The following is a 20,224-nucleotide window of genomic DNA, read 5'->3' as shown; positions in this document are numbered from 1 at the left end:
GCGAGCTCATTCCAGACTCATCTGGCTGCGCAATGCCTGCGCCTGCTTGGGTTTGACGCCGAAGTGATAAGCCACCGACATCAGCACGATCCAGCCTGCGCCGACATACAGCGCGATACGGGTGTCTTCCATGTAGCCGAGCACGCCGATCACGAACAGCATGAAGGCGATCGCCAGTGCCGGGCCGACCGGCCACAGCGGCACCTTGAACTTGAGCGCCGCGACTTCCTCGGCCGACAGACGGCGGCGCATGGCAACCTGCGAGAGCAGGATCATCAGCCACACCCAGACCGTCGCGAACGTGGCGATCGACGCGATGATCAGGAACACGCCTTCGGGAATCAGATAGTTGAGCACCACGCCGACGAGCAGGGCAATCGTCATCACGAGCACCGTCACCCAGGGCACGCCGTGGCGCGACGTGGCCGTGAAGGCGGCCGGCGCCTGACCGTGCTCGGCCATGCCGAACATCATGCGACCGGAACCGAAGATGTTGCTGTTGATCGCGGAGACGGCCGCCGAAATCACGATCAGGTTCAGTATCGCGGCCGCCGACTTGATGCCCAGCCCCGAGAAGATCTGCACGAACGGGCTGCCCTGGCTGCCGATGCCCGTCCACGGGAAGATCGCCATGAGCACGACCATCGTGAGCACGTAGAACAGCAGAATGCGCGTCGGCACCGCGTTGATGGCGCGCGGAATCACCGTCTCCGGATTCTTCGCCTCACCGCCGGTGATGCCGATGATCTCGATGCCGCCGTAGGCGAACATCACCACGGCAAGCGATGCCACCAGACCGCCCCAGCCATTGGGCAGGAAGCCGCCGTGCGCCCACAGATTGTTCACCGCCGGCGCGTGCTCGCCGTGCAGTTGTATGCCGGTGAAGAGAATCACCGCACCGCCCACGATCATGGCCACGATGGCGAGAATCTTCACCAGCGCCAGCCAGAACTCCATTTCCCCGTACACCTTCACGTTGCACAGGTTCAACCCGCAGATGAGCATCACGATGCCGAGCACCCAGATCCACTGCGGCACGTCCGGAAACCAGAAGCCCATGTAGATGCCGAACGCGGTGACGTCCGCCAGGCACACGATCGCCATCTCGAGGATGTAGGTCCATCCGGTGAGGAAGCCGGCGAGCGGGCCCAGATTGTCACGCGCATAGCGGCCGAAAGAGCCGGACACGGGCTGGCGCACGACCATTTCGCCGAGCGCGCGCATGACCATGTAGACGGCGGCGCCGCCCAGGATGTAGGCGAGGATGACCGCCGGGCCGGCGAGTTGGATGGCCGAAGCCGAACCGTAGAACAGGCCCGTGCCGATGGCCGAGCCGAGTGCCAGAAAGCGGATGTGCCGTGCGCTCAGATTGCGTTGCAGGTTTTTCAAGTTGTCTCCTGAAGGCGTGATGCGCCAGCCCGCGCGAGCGGGCGGCGAAAGAGTGCGGGTTGTCTCCGGCCGATTGACGGACGAAGGCAACCCGGCACGCGGGAACGCCGGAGCACGAATCGCTGTTCGTTACGCCCCGGCGGGGCGTGACATCAATGGCGAATCAGAGGCTCGGCAGCATGCCGGACGGCACCAGCGTGCTCAGTTGGCGTTGCGCGATCAGGGCGCTGGCTTCCTCGATGTCCGGCGCGAAATAGCGATCCTTATCGTAGAACGGAACCGATTGACGCAGCAGCGCGCGAGCGCGCTCGAGCGCAGGCGTCGTCTTGACACCTTCGCGGAAGTCCAGCCCCTGGCAGGCGCCGAGCCATTCGATCGCCAGGATGCCCTCGACGTTATCGGCCATCTCCCAAAGCCGTTTGCCGGCATTCGGGGCCATCGACACATGGTCTTCCTGGTTGGCCGAGGTCGGGAGACTATCAACGCTGGACGGATGTGCCAAGGCCTTATTCTCGGATGCCAGGGCAGCCGCGGTCACCTGCGCGATCATGAACCCGGAGTTGACGCCGCCGTTGGCCACGAGAAATGCGGGCAACTGCGACATATGTTTGTCCATCATCAGCGAAATGCGACGCTCGCTGAGGGCGCCGATCTCGGCCAGCGCCAGGGCGAGGTTGTCGGCGGCCATGGCCACCGGCTCGGCGTGGAAGTTGCCGCCGGAGATCACGTCGCCCTGCTCCCAGAATACGAGCGGGTTGTCCGACACGGCGTTCGCCTCGACCGCCAGCACCTCCGCCGCCTGGCGGATCTGCGTGAGGCAGGCGCCCATCACTTGCGGCTGACAGCGCAGCGAATACGGGTCCTGCACCTTCTCGCAGTTGGCGTGCGACTGGCCGACTTCGCTCGTCTCGCCCAGCAGATGGCGATACATGGCGGCCGCGTCGATCTGACCGCGCTGGCCGCGCGCCGCGTGAATGCGCGCATCGAACGGGGCGCGCGAGCCGAGCATCGCTTCGACTGTCAGGGCACCGCACACGCTTGCCGCGGCGTACAGGTCTTCGGCTTCGAACAGACCCCGCAGTGCATAGGCGGTCGAGACCTGCGTGCCGTTGAGTAGCGCCAGTCCTTCCTTGGCCGCGAGCGTGAGCGGTTCGAGGCCAGCGATGGCGAGCGCTTCGCGGGCGTTCATCCACTGGCCGCGATAGCGTGCCTGACCTTCGCCGAGCAACAGCAGCGACATATGGGCGAGCGGGGCGAGATCGCCCGACGCGCCGACCGAGCCCTTGACCGGAATGCGCGGATAGACTTCGGCATTGACCAGCGTGACGAGCGCGTCGATCACCTTGCGGCGAATGCCCGACAGGCCGCGCGCCAGGCTGTTGATCTTGAGCACCATGATGAGGCGCACCATCGCGTCGTCGAGCGGCGCGCCGACACCGGCGGCGTGCGAGAGCACGAGCGAGCGCTGCAGGTTCTCGAGGTCCTCGTGGGCGATGCGCGTTTGCGCGAGCAGGCCGAAGCCGGTGTTGATGCCGTAGGCGGTGCGACCCTCTGCCACGATGCCCTCGACGCAGGCCACGCTCTTGTCGATGGCGGCGTAGGCGGCGGGATCGAGCGTGACGGTTGTCTGGGTCTGATAGACCTCGCGCAGTTGGGCGAGCGTCAGTGTGCCGGGCGTCACAAAGAGTTGGGACATGGACGGATTTCCTTGATTCGACATGTTCGGGGTGTTTCGCAGGGTGACGCTGTTACTTGGCGGTGCCCAGCATGGGCAGGTTCAGTCCGTGTTCGCGGGCGCAGTCGATGGCGATGTCGTAACCGGCATCGGCATGGCGCATGACGCCGGTGGCCGGATCGTTGTTCAGCACGCGGGCGATGCGCGCGGCGGCGGCGTCGGTGCCGTCGCACACGATCACCACGCCCGAGTGTTGCGAAAAGCCCATGCCGACGCCGCCGCCATGATGCAGCGAGACCCACGTCGCACCGCTTGCCGTGTTGAGCAGGGCGTTGAGCAGCGGCCAGTCGGAGACGGCGTCCGAGCCGTCGCGCATGGCTTCCGTTTCGCGGTTGGGGCTGGCGACCGATCCCGAGTCGAGATGGTCACGGCCGATCACGACCGGGGCCGAGAGTTCTCCCGAGCGTACCATTTCGTTGAACGCCAGTCCCAATTTGGCGCGCAGGCCGAGTCCGACCCAGCAGATGCGCGCGGGCAAGCCCTGGAAGCTGATGCGCTCGCGCGCCATGTCGAGCCAGCGATGCAGATGGGCGTCGTCCGGGATCAGTTCCTTGACCTTGGCGTCCGTCCTGTAGATGTCCTGCGGATCGCCCGAGAGCGCGGCCCAGCGGAACGGGCCCACGCCACGGCAGAACAGCGGGCGGATGTAGGCCGGCACGAAACCGGGGAAGTCGAACGCGTTCTCCACGCCTTCTTCCTTGGCCATCTGGCGGATGTTGTTGCCATAGTCGAACGTCGGCACGCCCAGCGCGCGGAACTCGAGCATGGCCTTCACGTGCACGGCCATCGACTGCTTGGCGGCCTTCACGACCTCGGCGGGCTTCGAGCGGGCCCGCTCGCGATACTCGTCCCACGTCCAGCCGATCGGCAGATAGCCGTTGAGCGGATCGTGTGCGCTGGTCTGGTCGGTGACCATGTCCGGGCGTACGCCGCGGCGCACCAGCTCCGGCAGGATCTCCGCCGCGTTGCCGCACAGTGCGATGGAGACCGCCTGACCGGCCGCCGTGTACTTGGCGATGCGCGCGAGGGCGTCGTCGAGATCCTTGGCCTGTTCGTCGACGTAGCGCGTGCGCAGGCGGAAGTCGATGCTCGTTTGCTGGCATTCGATGTTCAGCGAGCAGGCGCCGGCGAGCGTGGCGGCGAGCGGCTGCGCGCCGCCCATGCCGCCGAGCCCGGCGGTGAGCACCCAGCGGCCCTTCAGGTTGCCGTCGTAGTGCTGGCGGCCGGCTTCCACGAAAGTCTCGTAGGTGCCTTGCACGATGCCCTGACTGCCGATGTAGATCCACGAGCCGGCGGTCATCTGGCCGTACATCGCCAGGCCCTTTGCGTCGAGTTCGTTGAAATGCTCCCAGTTGGCCCAGTGCGGCACCAGATTCGAGTTGGCGATGAGCACGCGCGGCGCGTCGGCGTGGGTCTTGAACACGCCCACGGGCTTGCCGGACTGCACCAGCAGCGTTTCGTCGTCGCCCAGCGTCTTGAGCGTCTCCACGATCTTGTCGTAGCACTCCCAGTTGCGTGCGGCGCGACCGATACCGCCGTAGACGACGAGCGCATTCGGATTCTCGGCCACGTCCGGGTCGAGATTGTTCATCAGCATGCGCAGCGGCGCTTCGGTCAGCCAACTGCGGGCATTGAGCTGTGTCCCGCGGGGGGCGCGGATCGTGACATCGCGGTATCGGGTGGGTTGGCTCACAACGTTCCTCGGTTTCGTCTGGTTCATGGCAAATGCGTGCCGGAATTGCTTGTACAGTATTGTATATACAAGTAATCGTGAACTAGGGTTTTCACGAATCTGGAAAACCGGGGGAGGACGGGGGGACGGGGAGGGCGGCGTGGCGGCCCGGGCTACAGGCTGTCGCCGAAACGGCCTTCGAGGCGATGGCGCGAGCCCGGGTGCAGGAGGCGGGCGACGGAGACGATGCGCTTGCCCGACCACGTGCGGCGGCGGATCAGCAGGCACGGCTCGGTGCGTGCGATGTGCAGCATCTGCGCTTCCTCGGGCGTGGCGGTCACGGCTTCCACGACGTGTTCGCCCGACGTGAGCGGCGAGATGCGCTGCAGATAGGCGTTCGGCGTGAGCTTGGTGAAGTCCTGCTCGAGGTAGCGCGGCGCCAGTCCCGGGTTGACGTAGCGGTCTTCGATCTGGACGGGCACGTTGTCCTGGTAGTGGACGATGACGGAATGGAACAGCGGCTCGCGTTCCTGGAGTCCCATCGCGAGCGCGCGTTCCGGACCGGCGAGTTCTTCGCGCAGCAGCTTCACTTCCGCGCGATGGCGATGACCGTGCTCGGAGATTTCGTCGGCGATGTTATTGACGGCGAGCAGCGGCGAGTGCGATTTCGGTTCGGCCACGAACGTGCCGACGCCCTGCATGCGCACGAGCCGTCCTTCGGCGGTGAGTTCGCGCAGTGCGCGGTTGACCGTCATGCGGCTCACGCCGGAAAGCTCGACGAGTTCGTTCTCCGAAGGCACGCGATGATGCGGCGGCCACGCCCCGCTGTCGATCTGGTGGCAGATGAACTGCTTGAGCTGCAGATAGCGGGGCGCGGGCCCTTGTTCATTGAGCGTTTCGACAGTCGGCTGAGCAGTTTGACGTGGCACCTTGTTGGCCTCTCCGGACTCTGGCGAGCGGGTGGAAAGCCTGAAGGATAAGCCAATCGTCCGCTGGACAGGGGAAAAAAGCAGCGCGCGGAGGCGGTTCGCGCCGCCGATTTCCAGTGCCGCGCCCTTTACCAGCCGTGCAAACGCGACCACACGGCGATGTCGCCTGTCGGTTCGACGGCATGGTACTCGGGGAATTGAGCGCCGGTCGCGCAAGCGTGGTTGGGCAGAATGCGCAGCAGGGTGCCGATGGGAAAACGCGTGACGATGTCGCGATCTGGTTCGCCTTCGCGCGACAGAATGCCGTGTTCCTGGTTGGCGCCGCTCAATACATAGCCCGGCACGACGCTGCCGTCGATGCGGCAGACCTGCCCATAGCCGAAGTCGTGCTTCTGCTTCTGCGTGCCGCGATCGCGGCTCATCGCCATCCATCCCGCGTCGACGATGGCCCAGCCTTTGTCAGGCTGATGACCGATGACGGTGGTGAGCACGCTCAGCGCGAGCTCATCGGTCGTGCACACGCCAATGTTGTGCATGACCAGATCGAAGAACACGTAGACGCCCGCACGGACTTCCGTCACGCCGTCGAGATGCGTGGCCGCGAGCGCGGTGGGCGTCGATCCGACGCTCACCACGGGGCACGGCAGGCCGGCGTCGCGCAGTCGCGCAGCCGCCAGCACGCACCCGGCGCGTTCCTGTTCGGCGATGGCCGCGAGCGCTTCGGGAGTGTCGAAGTCGTAGCTGGAGCCTGCGTGCGTCATCACGCCGCCGAGTGTGGCGCCGCCTTCGTGCAGCGTGCGAGCGACCTCGAGCAGCGCGTCGTCCTCGGGGCGAATGCCGGAACGGTGACCGTCGGTGTCGATCTCGATCCACACATCGAAGGTCTCGCCGTACTCGGCCCCGAAGGCGACGATCGCCTGGGCCGACGCCACGCTGTCCGTGACGATCTTCAGATCGCACCCGCGCCGGCGTAGGGCCAGCGCCGCGGGCAGCTTGCTCGCCACCATTCCCACCGCGTACAGGATGTCGGTCACGCCGTCGTCGAAGAAGCGGCTCGCTTCCTTCAGCGTCGAGACGGTAATGCCCACTGCACCGGCAGCCGCCTGCGCTCGTGCGACCTCAACGCACTTGCTGGTTTTGACGTGGGGACGCAAGCGTACGCCCAGCGCATTCATCCGATCCTGCATGCGGCGGATGTTGTGCCGCATGCGCGGCACGTCGATCACGGCGGTGGGCGTATCAAGCGTTTGAAGCGTTTGAAGCGAGGCGGACAAGGCCGTGGAAATCGAAGTCATGGCGAGAGTCCTCAGGCCGCAGCATGGAATTGCCGAAGCCACGCGAGCGCGGGCTCGAGTGTGGCGGCTTCACGCTCGGCGGCAGGCGCACCATCCGGCCGGGACAGGCTGACACGGTTGTGCCAGAACGTGCGCAGGCCGACGGCCGAGGTGCCGAACAGGTCGTAGCCGGAGCCGGCGACGAACGCGGCCTCGCTGGCCGGGACGCCCAGCCTGTCGAGCGCCAGGCGATAGGGGCGGGGATCGGGCTTGTAGAACCCGGCTTCCTCAGACGTCACCACGACGTCCCAGTCGATGCCGAGCAGCGACGCCGCCTGATGTCCCAGCGTCTTCGAACAGTTCGTGACGACAGCGAGCCCGCAGTGCGGACGCAGGGCTGTGAGCAGTTCGCGTGCGCCGTCCCAGATGGGCAGCGTGAGCCATTCGGCTTCGAGTGCCTGGGGCGCCGACGACGGCAGGCCCACATGCTCGGCGGCTTCGCGCACAAGCTGTTCGTAGCTCACATACGCGCCGCATCCGTAGGTTCTGCGCAGGTACTCGGCGCGCCACGTACGCCCGGCGGTCTCGCTGCCGGCGGCGCGATTCCAGACGGTCCACGAGTCGAGCAATGCCGTAAGCAGATCGAACAGGACGGCGCGCGGCCAGGGAGTTGGGTGTGGAACGGATGCGTCGGACATGGCGGCCTCGGAGAATGGATTTGGGGAAGTTGGAGGACGGTGGTGTCTCCTCCCGATAGCGCTCAATGTAGAGCGGAAACCGCTTCTTATGGTTAAATCTCGCAACATCCATCATTAACCTGAAGTGAATGATCCAGATCGAGGACTTGCGCCTGGTCGAAGCGCTGGCGCAATGTGCGTCGCTCAGTGCGGCGGCGCGCATGCTCAACGTGACGCCGCCGGCGTTGTCGGCGCGCCTGCGCAAACTGGAGGCCGCGCTGGGTGTGGCCCTGGCGACGCGCACGTCGCGACAGCTGAGCCTGACGGCCGAAGGCGAGCGGTTCGCTCGCGAAGGCTCGGCGCTGCTCGCGCAACTCGACGCACTTCCGGAATCGTTCCGTCGCGACGGCAAGCGCCTGACCGGCGCGCTGCGCGTTGCCGCTCCGTTCGGCTACGGGCGACACTACGTCGCGCCGGCGCTGGCACGTTTCGCGCAGATGCATCCGGAGCTGCATCTGCAACTCGATCTGCGCGAGACGCCTTGGCCGGACAAGCACGACGCCGACGCCGTCGTCCATGTCGGCAATGTCAGGGATTCGTCGTGGATTGCACGGCCGTTGGCGCCGAACGAGCGCTGGCTGTGCGCCAGCCCGGCGTATCTGCAACGCCACGGCATGCCGGCGGAACCGCGCGAGCTGTTGCAGCATCGGTGTATCTGCATTCGGGAGAACGACGAGGACGCGTCGCTGTGGCGATTTCGCCGACGGGCGTCATCCGCCGCAGCGGCGTCACGCCGTGCGTCTTCGCGCGACAGCGTGCGCGTCGTGCCCGCCTATACGAGTAACGACGGCAGCGTCGCGCGGACGTGGGCCGAGCAGGGGCTGGGCATCGTGCTGCGCTCGGAATGGGACACCCGTGAAGCGGTGGCGGCGGGGCGTCTGGTACGGGTGCTCGCGGACTGGGCGTTCGACAGCGCTCCCGTGACCTTGCTCGTACCCACGCGCCGTGGGCGTACGGCGCGCTTGCAGGCGTTGATGGCATTCCTCGATGACGCGTTGGGCGCGTCCGCTACCGCACGACGCACACAACATGCAGGCCCATGATCAGCCGACGCGCGTCTGCAATGTCGCGTCGGCGACGCGAATCGGTCGCGGAATGAGCTTGAGCTGCAGGAACACATCGGCGATGCGTTGCTGTGCCTGCAGTACTGGCTCGGATACCGGCTTGTACACGTGGGCGTAGTGACGCAGGCCTTTCTCGATGATCTTCGCATCGAGCCCCTGAATCGGGGCGAGCCTGGCCGCCGCGCCCGCGTAGTCGTCGCGAATCTGCTGCCCGGTCTGGCTGAGCACTTCGAGCGTGGTCTTGATGACGTCGGCACGCTTTTGCGCGTAGGTCCGCTGGCTCAGAAAAAACTGATGATGGTCCGCGGCCCCTTGCGCGTTGGCGAGCAGGCGCACGGGACTTTGATCGAGCACCGCGCTGAGGAACGGATCCCAGATCGCCCAGGCGTCGACCGCCCCGCGCTCGAGCGCCGCGCGGGCGTCGGCGGGCGCTAGATAAACCGGTTCGATGTCGCCGAAGTCCAGACCGTGCTTGCGCAGCAGGGCGACGAGAAACCAGTGGACGTCCGAGCCCTTGTTGAACGCGACCTTGCTGCGCTTCAGATCGGCGACGGTCTTGATGGGCGACTGGTTCGCGACGACGACGCCTTCGGCCAGCGGCGTCGGCACTTCGTAGGCGCTGTAGACGAAGTCCGCGCCTGCCGCCTGCGCGAACACCGGCGGCGCTTCGCCGACGTAGCCGAAGTCGATCGCGCCGACGTTCAGTCCTTCGAGCAACTGCGGACCGGCGGCGAATTCGGCCCAGGTCACTTCCACGCCCAGCGGGCGAAGCCGAGCTTCGAGACTGCCGCTCGCCTTGGCGAGCACCAGCGTGCTTGCGGCCTTCTGATAGCCGATGCGGAATTTGCCTGGATCGAACGCCGCCCGCGCGGACAGCGAAAATGCCCCGGTGCCGGCCGCCGCGCATGCCCCCAGCAGGGACAGGAATTGGCGGCGGGTCGGATGGCCTGAATGCGTCATGAGTCTTGCCCGTATCGAGAAAGCAGCCTGTGAATGTCGACGAACGAGGGCGCGCAACGCGATCCTCTTCGATCCCATTATCCGTACCCGCGTCCGGCGGGCAACGAAGCGTTCGTGCTTTCGATATTCGCAAATCGATGACGGCAAGGCCCGGGAGGGCCGGGGCGACGCGATCAGTTCGTGGGCACCGGCGCGTCGACGATCAGCGCGGCGCTGACATGGCGCACGCGTTGATCCACGAAGTAGCCGCCGCCTTCCTGGTAGCGCAGATAAAGGCGCCCACACTCGACGCAGCGGCAGACGTTGGCCCGGTTATACGGAAAGTAATTCGGGGCGATGGGCGCGTCGACGCCCCAGTAGCTCGTGCCGTCCGGGTGATATTCGGTGAATGTCGGCTCTTGCGCATCGTCCGCCGCAGCCAGCGTGCCGACGATTTCCAATTGCGCGTCGGGCAGGGAGTTCGGCAGGCTGGCCCAGCCGTCGAGCGGCGTTCGGGTGCAGGTGCAGGCGGTTGCGATGGCGTCGGCGGCTTGCGCCAACGACAGGAATTCGGCGTGATCGAGATAGGGGCGGGCGCTCATGGCTTTCTGTGGAAATACGCGATGCTACGGGCCATCGTCGCGAGCCTTCGCGCGGCGACCGATGGCGGCATATGGCCGTCATGGTAACGCGAAGCGGGGGAGAGCGCCGTGCGCAGCTCCCGGAATCGACAGGGGTCCCGCGCCCGTGCATGGGCGGTGCGGCGCACTTCGGCAGGTCCCGCTGGGCGGCAGTCACTTCAGATGTTAATCTCTCGGACGCCCGTTATCCCGGCGCTTCGCTCGCTTGTGTCGGACAAGGCTTCAGGGCGTAAGGGCTTCATGGACAACGAGACAACGATTTTCATCAGGAGGGTATGTGTTCGCGATTCTTCGTCAATGTGCAGGGCGTGGTCGGGCAGGGCTGGGGCGTCATCTCGTCGCGGGAGCGATGGCGGCCCTGGCGTTGAGCAGCCAGTTGGCGCACGCCAGCGAAGTACGTTCGAGCGAGGTGTACAGCAAGGATCTGTCGCGCCCGCTCACGTACAACGTGTACCTGCCGACCGGCTACGATGCTGCCGGCAAGACCACGTATCCGGTGCTGTATCTGCTGCACGGCAACGACGGCGCGCGCAACGACTGGGTGGTCAAGGGCCATATGCAGTCGACGATGGACACACTGATCTCCCGCGGCGAGATCCCGCCGGCGATCGTCATCATGCCCGATGCGAACACCAACTGGTATGTCGATCTGAAGGAGCGCATGGAGAGTGCGTTCTTCGGTGAACTGATTCCGCACGTCGAGAAGACCTATCGTGCGATCAAGACCCGCGATGGGCGCCTGATCGGTGGCCTGTCGATGGGCGGCTATGGCGCGCTGCGCTACGTGCTCAAGTATCCGGAGAAGTTCAAGGCGGCGGCATTGCTCAGTCCGGCGATCTACAACCCGGAACCGCCGAAGGACTCGTCGGCCCGTTTCGTGAAGGTCTTCGCCGAACCGAACACCGACGGCGCTTACAGCGCACGCGTCTGGCAGGAGAACAACTATCCGGCGTTCTTCGATGCATTCCTGAAGAAAGGCGTCAAGGTACCGATGTACATCAACTCTGGCGACGATGACGACTTCAACATCGAGGCGGAAGCCACGCGTTTCTATGAGATGCTGCGCGCCAACAAGCAACCCGCCGAGTTGCGCATTGTCGACGGCAAGCACGAATGGCCGGTCTGGTCGAGCACGCTGCCCGACGCGCTGAAGTACATCTTCCGCGACGTCCAGCGTCCGCAACGCAACGACTGACCTCGGGGCGTGCTCGGGTCGCGGTCCGCGCGTCCCGCGTACGGCGCCGACGGTGCACCGCACGCGGCGCGTTTCTCATGCCAGCGAGCGCTCGATGGCCTGCCCCAGGAGCGACAAACCGAGATCGATCTCCGCCTCGCTGACCGTGAGCGGCGGGGCAATGCGGAATACGCCGCCCATGCCCGGCAATTGCACGATGTTCATGCTCAGGCCGAGATTCATGCATTCGCGCGTGATCCTTGCGCCGAGCCCGTCCGCCGGCGCCTTCGTGCGACGATCCTTGACGATCTCCATGCCCAGCAGCAGGCCGCGGCCTCGCACATCGCCCACGCATTCGAAGCGCTCCATCAGATCCAGCAAGCCGCCTCGCAGCCGCTCGCCCATGACGTTGGCGCGCGCGACCAGACCGTCGCGCGCGACGACGTCGAGCACGCGCAACCCGACGGCGGCCGGCAGCGGATCGGAGACATGCGTCGTGTAGAAGAGGTAGCCGCGTTCGTGGGCGAGTTCCTCGATCTCGGCTGACGTCACCACGGCGGCGAGCGGCAGACCGGCGCCGAGCGTCTTGGAGAGTGTGAGGATGTCGGGCGTGACGCCGTCGCGCTCGAACGCGAACATCGTGCCGGTGCGGCCGATGCCGGTTTGCGCTTCGTCGAGGATCAGGAGCATGCCGCGTTCCTCGCACTTGCGCTTGAGCGCGGCGAGATAGCCCGGTGGCAGTTCGATGATGCCCCCGGAGCTCAGAATCGGCTCAGCGATGAAGGCAGCGAGATTGCCGCTGGACTGCCGGTCTATCAGGTCGAACGCGTAGTCCAGTTCGGCGAGGTAATCGTACCGATCGGCCGGGCCGAAGCGCGGACGATAGATGAAGGGTGCCGGGATGGCGAACGAGCCTGCCGCCGCGGGGCCCACGCCCTTGCGCCCGGCGCTGTAGGTGGCGGACGCCGCCGCCCCGGTCATGCCGTGCCATGACTGCGCGAAGCCGACGATCTCGAACTTGCCTGTCACCAGCTTGGCCATGCGAATGGCGGCTTCGTTCGATTCGGCTCCTGTGCTCAACAGCAGCACGCGATCCAGGCCGTCGGGCGTGATTTCGGCGAGCCGGGTGGCGAGATCGACGACCGGACGCGAAAGCATGCCGCTGAACAGATGATCGAGGCGCCCGATGGACTCGTTGACCACCGACACGATGTCCGGGTGGCTGTGGCCCAGCAAGGCGCTCATCTGCCCGGACGTGAAATCGAGGATCGCGCGCCCGTCCGCATCGAAGACGAAAGCGCCCTGCGCGCGCTCGATGATCATCGGTTCGAACGTGCCGCCGTAGCGGACGAGATGCTGACGGGCGTTGCGCCAGAAATCGGCGTCTTGGTTCTTAGACACGCGCGGTTCTCCGAGGGCGAGAGGCTGGAAAGGGAACGGACGACGGAAGGCGGCTGGAGTCCGTCGCTTGCAGTCTAGGCGTGGCTCTGCTTTCATAGAAGCGAATAATGCTAATGAAAGATAGAAGCAAGACTAATATCGTGAGCCTCTTTCTCGAAATCGATTTGCTGCGTTCGTTCGTCGCCATCGCCCAGGCGGGCTCGCTCAGTCGCGCGGCGCAGCGCATCGCCCGAACGCAATCGGCGCTCAGTCAGCAGATGAAACGTCTGGAGGCGATCGTCGATCAGCCGCTGTGGCAACGCACGGCGCGCGGCGTGGTGCTCACCAGTTCGGGCGAGCGACTGCTGGGGCATGCGCAGCGCATCCTCCGGGCGCACGACGAAGCCATGGCCGACATGTCGGGCCGGGGGCTGAGCGGCACGCTGCGCTTTGGCTGTCCCGACGATTACGCGGCGGCATTCCTGCCGCAATTGCTGCGCGAGTTCGCGGTGTCGCATCCGCATGCGCGGGTGGAAGTGATCTGCGAGCCGACACCGCGTTTGCAGGAGCGGCTGGCGCGCCATGCCGTGGATCTGGCGCTGGTGTCGCTGCCGGAGAGCGCGCATGAGGACAGCATCATCCGGCGCGAGCCCCTGGTGTGGATCGGCAGCCCGAGCTTCGACGTGACGCCGGCCCACTCGGGCGAGCCCTTGCCGCTGGCCTTGTCCGACCCCGACACGCTCGATCACATTGCCGCGTGCAGTGCATTGGCGCGGGTGGGCCGGGCCTTTCGCATCGCGTACGCGAGCAGCAATCTCGCGGGACTGACGGCGCTGGCACGCTCGGGACAGGCCATCGCGGTCATGACACAGACGGCGGTGCCCGCCGACCTGCGTATCCTGACGGGCGATCCGGCGCTGCCTTCGTTGCCGCCGGTGGGAATTACGGTAAAGTTCGATCGGGCCCGTCCGTGCCCGTTGAGTGTCGCGTTTGCTGACCATATCCGGCTGACGTTGCCAACGTTGTAGGCGGGGCGCGACACGATTCGTCGGGCATCAAATTCATCGCCGATCAGGCAGAATTTGTCGCACAATGGCGGGCTGTTTCGGCAGCGTGGCACGGGGAAGACCGCGCGGCTGGCAAAAGTCGATTTCCGGGAAGGGGGTTCCATCACCGGAAACGTTTGATTCAGTGCTTTTTTGTACCGAAGAGGTCGATATGTTGGCGCGTTTCGTTGCGTTGTTGTTGGTGGTCGGTTCGCTCTTTTCCCTCGCAGCCTGCAATACGGTCGATGGAGTGGGGCAGGACATCTCGGGCGCGGCGCGCACCGTCAAGCGGGCGCTGTAAGCGCTGAGTACCCGCAGGCCGCGGCGCACGCGGTCTGCCGCCCACTGCCATCCTCGACGCCCATGCCTGGCGAGCGCCGTGCATGGGCGCAGTCTCGCGCCGCAACTTCCCACGTCCCGAAGTCCATTCGCCACTGCCGTCTATCGTGCGCGGGCGAGAGCCGCGTTGACCTTCAACGGCTTGTCACCGGGCAGCGAATGCTCGTCCGGCGCCAGCGATGCGATCACGCCTTCCTCGAAGACCAGGCAGTAGGTCGATCCGCCGTATTGGAAATACCCCAGTTCGTCGCCCTTGCCGAGGTGCTGCCCCCGGTCGACGCGCAGTATGCATGACGACACGTCGCCCATGCCGACGAACAGACAGCCGACTGTGCCCAGCGCCGGTTCTTCGGCCTTGATCACCACGATCGCCCGCGTGGCCGTGGCCGTCAGATACCCTTGCGAATCGTTGAGGCCCGCCTGATCTTCGCCTTCGGAGGGCGCTTCGGAATAATAGGTGCCGGGCAATCGGTAGGCGGCGATGACGGTGCCGTCGACCGGTGCGTGCCATCGATGGTAGTCGTAGGCGCTCAGATAAGCTTGATACACCGTACCGCCGGCGAACGGCGCGGCCAGCGCCTTGTGCGAGGCGCCGAACATGTCGAGCAGGGAGTAGGGCTGCGACTTGATCCAGAACGTGTCGCGCATGTGCGCGTGGTGCTGCACGTTGTAGGGCGTACTTTCGCAGGCGTTGACGATGATCCACGGATCGTCCGGCGAGGCGACGGGACGCATGCCGGGCCGGAAGCGGCGCGTGAAGAAGGCGTTCCACGAATCGAAGCCGCCGTACGGCAAGTCACGATCCATCTCGAACTCGTCGAGGTTCAGCCTGGCATCGGCCTCGTCGCTGAGCCATCCGTCCGGGGCTCGCCGATTGAGGAAAGTGCGCGAGTCGGGCCCGCTCAGGAAGTGACACCATTGCGTGAGCACGTCGCGCAGGCAGCGGTTGAGCTCGGGGTCGCAAAAGAACGCGTAGCCTGACGGCACGCACATCAACCAGTCGAGCAATGCGTTGAGCGGACAGACGATGAGGCTCGCCTTGTCGAAGGCGGGTGCGGTCGTCGTCACGTAATCGATGGTCGTCATGAGGGTGTCGATGTCTCCGAACCCGAGTCGATGTCCCTCGTCCTGCGCCTGCGCAATGGCGAGACTCAGATCCATGCGGCGCACGGGATCGTCGATTACACAGGCCCGCAACCGGGAGACGGCGGGGCTCAACGGCTGTGTGGTGCCGCGCTGCCGCGCCTTGCGCACGAGCGAGGCGCGGAATTCGGCGATCGCGTCTTCGTTTTCGGTGATCCACGCCCCCAGACGGCGGCGCGAGGAGGGCGGGACGGCACGCTTGGCGGTCGACGTCATCTTTCGGACGCTCCTTGTCGTGTTGTCGATAGCCCAAGGAAAAGCAAGTTCCGTGCGCGCGCCATGCGCCGCGCGGGCGGGCGCGACTGGCCTCCTCCGTGCCGAGACATCCTACAAATCGGTGTAATGCGGACCGTCGCGCCGAACCGAGGCCACTCGCGCTCCTGAGCTATCGCGCCGTGAGAACGGGTCGTATGTCGCCTGTATATATGTCGTATATCGCACCTATTTGGTGCCAATTCCTCAGGAAAGCGGAGATTCAGGCATTGCCGCTCAAGTTTTTCGCTGCGTGGCCGTTGCAGGCGAGTAATGGCGCTGTGCGCGCACGGTCTGCGCGCATGCGACGCCGGATGGCGGCCGGTGTCGGTGGCCATGGTGCGAAAGGAAAGGCGAAAGCGCAATGTTGAAGAATTGGACGATTCGTTGGCGGTTGCGAGTGGCGGTGGCTGGTCTGGCCGCGCTCGTGGTGGCGGTCGGCGCGCTGGCGCTGGTCGGCTTGAGAGGAACCGTCGGCAGTTTGCGCGAGGTCTACGACAAGGAGCTCGCGAGCACACGTCTGCTTGGGGAGGCGGAGATTCATATTGGCCGGGCGCGCGCCGTCGTGCTGCGTGCGCCGCAGGCCCCGAGCGCCGAAATCAAGGCCGAGGACGTGAAGAAGGGCGCCGAATACTGGAACGAGTCGGAAAAGGCCTGGCAGCGCTATCTCGGCCTGCCCGCCGACGCCGAAGAGCAGCGTTTTGCAGCGGAGGTCACGAGTGCGCGTCAGGCACTCAAGGACGCGTTTTCGCTTATCCAGAACAGCATTGCCGCCGGACAAGCCGACGTTTACTACGAGCAGGCCGCCGTTCTGGGCAAACGCTACACCGCGTACGTGAAGGCCAACGACGCCCTCAAGGAGCTCTACGACAGCCGTGCCAAGGCGAGTTTCGACTCGGCCGTCGATACCTACGATCGCCTGTTCGTCCTGACGCTGGGCGCGATCGTGTTCGCCGTGGTCGCGGCGATTCTTACGGCGCGCTCGCTCAATCGCGCCATCACCAAACCGCTCGATGACGTGCTGGGCCACTTTCAGGAGATCGCGGACGGCAACCTTCGGCGCGTCGTGCATGTGACGTCGCACAATGAAATGGGGCGCTTGCTGCAGGCGCTCGCCGACATGAAGGCGCAACTCAGCGCCACGGTCGCGAAGGTGCGCAAGAGCGGCGAGGCGATCGCCGCGAGCGCGCGGGAGATCGCCGCCGGCAATCTGGACCTGTCGTCGCGCACCGAGCAGCAGGCCGCCTCGCTCGAGGAAACGGCGGCGAGCATGGAGCAGCTCACGAGCACGGTACGCCAGAACATGGAGCATGCGCATCAGGCGAACCAGTTGGCGCGTCAGGCGAACGATCAGACCGGGGCGGGAGACGCCGCCATGGCGCAGGTCACCGACACGATGCACGCCATCGATGCGGGTTCGGCCAGGATTCGCGACATCATCGCGCTTATCGACGGCATTGCGTTCCAGACCAATATTCTGGCGTTGAACGCCGCGGTCGAAGCCGCCCGGGCCGGCGAGCAGGGACGCGGCTTTGCCGTGGTGGCCGGCGAGGTGCGCACGTTGGCACAACGCTCGGCGAGTGCGGCGCGCGACATCAAGACGCTGATCGAGACATCTGCCGAGCGCTCCGCCGCCGGCAGCCGCATCGTGGACGAGGCGGGCGCCGCCATGCAGAGCATTGCCACGAGCGTGCGTCGCGTGACCGACATCATGGCCGAGATTTCGGCGGCCTCGGAAGAGCAGACGGCCGGCATCGATCAGGTCGCACGCGCCGTCACGCAAATGGACGAGGTCACGCAGCAGAACGCGGCACTGGTGGAGCAGGCGTCGGCGGCCGCGCAGTCGCTGGCGGAACAAGCCGAATCGCTCAAGGACGCCGTGGCCGTGTTCCGTCTGGCGCAGCAGGCCGGAGGCGACGACGGCGCCGGCGGCGTTGACGCAAAGCGGGTAATCTAGTGCTTCTCTTCCCACTTACGCCCCTGCGGCGCAGCCTGTCCCATGAGCCAGCAAAAACCCGTCGAATACGCTTGCGCCACGCCTGACGTTCAAGCCGTCTTCGACGACATCAAGGCCACGCGCGGCGTGCCCGACGTCAACAACTTCTGGAAGTACATCGCGCAACATCCGCCGACCCTCGCGCGTACGTGGGACAGCCTCAAGGATGTAATGGCGCCTGGCGCGCTCGATCCGCTCATCAAGGAACTGATCTACGTGGCCGTGAGCGTGACGAACAACTGCGGCTATTGCGTGGCGAGCCATACCGCGGCAGCGCGACGTGCGGGGATGACCGACGAGATGTTCGGCGAACTGCTGGCTGTCGTCGGCATGGCGAACGAGACCAATCGTCTCGCCGTCGGCTATCGCGTGCCGATCGACCCGGCGTTCGAGTAAGGTCGGCGCCCTCTCGAACGTGGGCGAACGTGGGCGAACGTCAGCGAGTGTTGACAGCCTTCGCCGCCGACCTCAGCGGCTTGCCAGAATCTCGTGCGCTTTGGCGATGACGGGCGCATCGATCATCTTGCCGTCCAGTGCGACGGCGGCGCCACGGCTGGCCTGAGCGGCGTCCACGACGCGCTGCGCCCACGCGAGTTCATCGTCGCGCCACGCGAACGCGGCGTGCACCGGTGCAACCTGGCGCGGATGGATGCACAGCTTGCCGCGAAAGCCGAGCGAGCGCGCGCGGCGGGCGTCACCTTCGATGCGAGGGGCGTCGTCGAGCGCGGTGGTGACGCCGTCGACAGGCGCCGCGATGCCGGCAATGCGCGACGCGAGCGTGAGCTGTGACCGGAAGTGGAGCAGTTCGTCGCCGTCGCCTTCGATGCCGATGTCGAGCTGAAAGTCGATGGTGCCGAACATCAGGCGTTCAACGCGCGGTGCCGCCGCAATTTCCGGAAGTGCGGCAAAGGCCTTGGCGGTTTCGATGAGCGGCGCCAGTCGCAGCGAGTCCGACGCGCCGATGGCGGCGCGGTGCAGCGTTGCGGCGTCTTCCGTCTTGGGGACGACGAAGCCGCTGATCGATGGCATCACACCGAGGGTGGCGACGTCATCGGCAAACCATGGCGTCGACGCCGCATTGATGCGCACATACACCGGCACCGTTGTCTCACGCCCCCGCTCGCGAAGCCAGTTCGCGACGTGTTCGCGCGCGGTGGGTTTTTCGTCGGGCGGTACGGCATCTTCGAGATCGAGAATGACGGCGTCGGCGCCGGACGCACACGCCTTGTCAAAGCGCTCGGGGCGATTGCCGGGCACGAACAGCCAGCTGCGACGGATGGGAAAGGCGGCCATGGCTCACACTGCCTTCGCTGCATGCAGCGCGTCGATCTGTGCGGCCGAACGGCCAAGCTCGGCGAGGATCGCATCCGTGTGCTGCCCGAGCGCGGGGATCGGATCCATGCGCGGGGTGAAGTCGCCGCCGGGCGCGGGCATGCCCGGCGGAATCGGCGCGCGGATCTTGCCGTTCGGCGAGCTCACTTCGGTCCAGCGATGCCGCGCGGCCAACTGCGCGTGTTCCCACACGTCGTGCATCGTATTGAGGTTGGCGTTGGCGATGCCGACGGCGTCGAGGCGGCGCACCAGTTGCGGCGCGTCGAGTTGCCGGAACACGTCGCGAATGATTGTGCGCAGGGCGTCGCGATGTTCGAGCCGCAATGGGTTGGAGGCGAAGCGCGCGTCCTCGGCAAGCGACGGTTGCTCCAGCACCTTGTCGCAGAATATCTTCCACTCGCGTTCGTTCTGAAGGCCGAGCATGACGGTCTTGCCGTCGCCGGTCTCGAAGGGGCCATACGGGAAGATCGTGGCATGGGCGGCGCCGGCGCGCGGCGGCGGCGTCTGGTCGTCGATCGAGTAATAGAGCGGGAAGCCCATCCACTCGACCATGCACTCGAGCATGGAGATGTCGATGCGGCTGCCGCGTCCGGTCTTGCCGCGCTGAATCAGCGCCGACAGGATGTTCGTGTAGGCGTACATTCCCGCGGCGATGTCCGCGATGGAGCAGCCGGCCTTGGCCGACGCGTCGGGTGAGCCGGTCACGGAGAGGAAACCGGACTCGCTCTGGATGAGCAGATCGTACGCCTTCTTGTCGCGGTAAGGACCGTCCGGGCCGTAGCCCGAGATGCCGCAGACGATGATGCGGGGATAGCGCTCGGATAACGCCTCGTAGCTCAATCCGAGGCGGTCCGCGGCCCCCGGGGCCAGGTTCTGCACGAGCACATCGGCGTCGGCGAGCAGGTCGTGCAGCACGGCTTGCGCGGCGTTCTGCTTGAGATCGAGCGTGAGGCTTTCCTTCGAACGGTTGGTCCACACGAAGTGCGACGACATGCCGTTCACCCGGCCGTCGTAAGCGCGTGCAAAGTCGCCCGCGCCCGGCCGTTCGATCTTGATGACGCGCGCGCCGAGATCGGCCAGTTGGCGGGTGCAGAACGGCGCCGCAATGGCGTGTTCGAGCGCGATGACCTTGATGCCGTCCAGGGGCCTCATGACGATGTCTCCGAAAAGATGGTGGCGGGG

Annotated in this window: 18 protein-coding genes; 6 read left to right on the top strand and 12 right to left on the bottom strand. The window is 65.8% G+C overall.

What is annotated here, in order from left to right:
* Window positions 1-6: 6 nt before the first annotated feature.
* From RO07_RS13265 to RO07_RS13240, 6 genes are all read right to left on the bottom strand, one after another.
* Window positions 7-1,389, bottom strand: coding sequence for an amino acid permease (locus tag RO07_RS13265; protein ID WP_039411286.1), 1,383 nt, complete (start codon window positions 1,387-1,389; stop codon window positions 7-9).
* 163 nt (window positions 1,390-1,552) lie between these two features.
* Entirely contained in the window at window positions 1,553-3,109 is a 1,557-nt protein-coding gene (gene hutH, locus RO07_RS13260) for a histidine ammonia-lyase (protein WP_218026563.1), read from the bottom strand.
* Window positions 3,110-3,137: 28 nt separating this feature from the next.
* The gene (hutU, locus tag RO07_RS13255) at window positions 3,138-4,844 is read right to left on the bottom strand and encodes a urocanate hydratase (protein WP_039411282.1); all 1,707 of its coding nucleotides are present in this window, start codon (window positions 4,842-4,844) and stop codon (window positions 3,138-3,140) included.
* Between the two features lie 125 nt (window positions 4,845-4,969).
* Window positions 4,970-5,725, bottom strand: a complete 756-nt coding sequence (hutC, locus tag RO07_RS13250; RefSeq protein WP_039411280.1) for a histidine utilization repressor — start codon at window positions 5,723-5,725, stop codon at window positions 4,970-4,972.
* A 128-nt stretch (window positions 5,726-5,853) separates the two neighbouring features.
* A complete protein-coding gene (locus RO07_RS13245; RefSeq protein WP_052267280.1) occupies window positions 5,854-7,020 on the bottom strand; it encodes a DSD1 family PLP-dependent enzyme in 1,167 nt (388 codons plus the stop codon).
* A gap of 11 nt (window positions 7,021-7,031) precedes the next feature.
* Window positions 7,032-7,697 (bottom strand): HAD family hydrolase, encoded by a 666-nt coding sequence (locus tag RO07_RS13240; RefSeq protein ID WP_039411278.1) that lies wholly within the window; start codon window positions 7,695-7,697, stop codon window positions 7,032-7,034.
* Between the two features lie 128 nt (window positions 7,698-7,825).
* On the opposite strand from RO07_RS13240, the gene RO07_RS13235 reads away from it, so the two are divergent.
* On the top strand, window positions 7,826-8,779 hold the full coding sequence (locus RO07_RS13235) for a LysR family transcriptional regulator (RefSeq protein ID WP_039411277.1): 954 nt from the start codon (window positions 7,826-7,828) through the stop codon (window positions 8,777-8,779).
* Here the strand turns inward: RO07_RS13235 and RO07_RS13230 are convergent, their stop codons facing one another.
* A complete protein-coding gene (locus tag RO07_RS13230; protein ID WP_039411275.1) occupies window positions 8,780-9,760 on the bottom strand; it encodes an aliphatic sulfonate ABC transporter substrate-binding protein in 981 nt (326 codons plus the stop codon).
* Window positions 9,761-9,933: 173 nt separating this feature from the next.
* Window positions 9,934-10,341, bottom strand: a complete 408-nt coding sequence (locus RO07_RS13225) for a hypothetical protein (protein WP_039411274.1) — start codon at window positions 10,339-10,341, stop codon at window positions 9,934-9,936.
* Between the two features lie 316 nt (window positions 10,342-10,657).
* Here RO07_RS13225 and RO07_RS13220 point away from each other — a divergent pair, with 316 nt between their 5' ends.
* The gene (locus tag RO07_RS13220) at window positions 10,658-11,575 is read left to right on the top strand and encodes an alpha/beta hydrolase (protein WP_237171248.1); all 918 of its coding nucleotides are present in this window, start codon (window positions 10,658-10,660) and stop codon (window positions 11,573-11,575) included.
* 75 nt (window positions 11,576-11,650) lie between these two features.
* Here RO07_RS13220 and RO07_RS13215 read toward each other — a convergent pair whose 3' ends face one another.
* Window positions 11,651-12,955, bottom strand: coding sequence for an aspartate aminotransferase family protein (locus tag RO07_RS13215; protein ID WP_039411273.1), 1,305 nt, complete (start codon window positions 12,953-12,955; stop codon window positions 11,651-11,653).
* A gap of 113 nt (window positions 12,956-13,068) precedes the next feature.
* On the opposite strand from RO07_RS13215, the gene RO07_RS13210 reads away from it, so the two are divergent.
* Window positions 13,069-13,962 carry a LysR substrate-binding domain-containing protein gene (locus RO07_RS13210; protein ID WP_072637039.1) on the top strand — a complete coding sequence of 298 codons (894 nt, stop codon included), beginning with the start codon at window positions 13,069-13,071 and terminating at the stop codon, window positions 13,960-13,962.
* 190 nt (window positions 13,963-14,152) lie between these two features.
* Window positions 14,153-14,281: a hypothetical protein gene (locus RO07_RS26745; RefSeq protein ID WP_257786842.1), complete on the top strand. Its 129-nt coding sequence runs from the start codon at window positions 14,153-14,155 to the stop codon at window positions 14,279-14,281.
* A gap of 140 nt (window positions 14,282-14,421) precedes the next feature.
* Here RO07_RS26745 and RO07_RS13205 read toward each other — a convergent pair whose 3' ends face one another.
* Entirely contained in the window at window positions 14,422-15,678 is a 1,257-nt protein-coding gene (locus RO07_RS13205) for a phosphatidylserine decarboxylase family protein (protein WP_039411269.1), read from the bottom strand.
* A gap of 400 nt (window positions 15,679-16,078) precedes the next feature.
* On the opposite strand from RO07_RS13205, the gene RO07_RS13200 reads away from it, so the two are divergent.
* Window positions 16,079-17,671, top strand: a complete 1,593-nt coding sequence (locus RO07_RS13200; protein ID WP_052267278.1) for a methyl-accepting chemotaxis protein — start codon at window positions 16,079-16,081, stop codon at window positions 17,669-17,671.
* Between the two features lie 42 nt (window positions 17,672-17,713).
* The gene (locus RO07_RS13195) at window positions 17,714-18,106 is read left to right on the top strand and encodes a carboxymuconolactone decarboxylase family protein (RefSeq protein WP_039411268.1); all 393 of its coding nucleotides are present in this window, start codon (window positions 17,714-17,716) and stop codon (window positions 18,104-18,106) included.
* A gap of 72 nt (window positions 18,107-18,178) precedes the next feature.
* Here the strand turns inward: RO07_RS13195 and RO07_RS13190 are convergent, their stop codons facing one another.
* Window positions 18,179-19,003, bottom strand: a complete 825-nt coding sequence (locus tag RO07_RS13190; protein WP_039411266.1) for an HpcH/HpaI aldolase/citrate lyase family protein — start codon at window positions 19,001-19,003, stop codon at window positions 18,179-18,181.
* Window positions 19,004-19,006: 3 nt separating this feature from the next.
* Window positions 19,007-20,194 (bottom strand): CaiB/BaiF CoA transferase family protein, encoded by a 1,188-nt coding sequence (locus tag RO07_RS13185; RefSeq protein WP_039411264.1) that lies wholly within the window; start codon window positions 20,192-20,194, stop codon window positions 19,007-19,009.
* Window positions 20,195-20,224 lie beyond the last annotated feature (30 nt).

It is taken from the genome of Pandoraea pulmonicola (genome assembly GCF_000815105.2).
Lineage (GTDB): Bacteria > Pseudomonadota > Gammaproteobacteria > Burkholderiales > Burkholderiaceae > Pandoraea > Pandoraea pulmonicola.
Note: the sequence above shows the minus strand (reverse complement) of the source record. Positions and strands in the feature narration are given on the sequence as shown.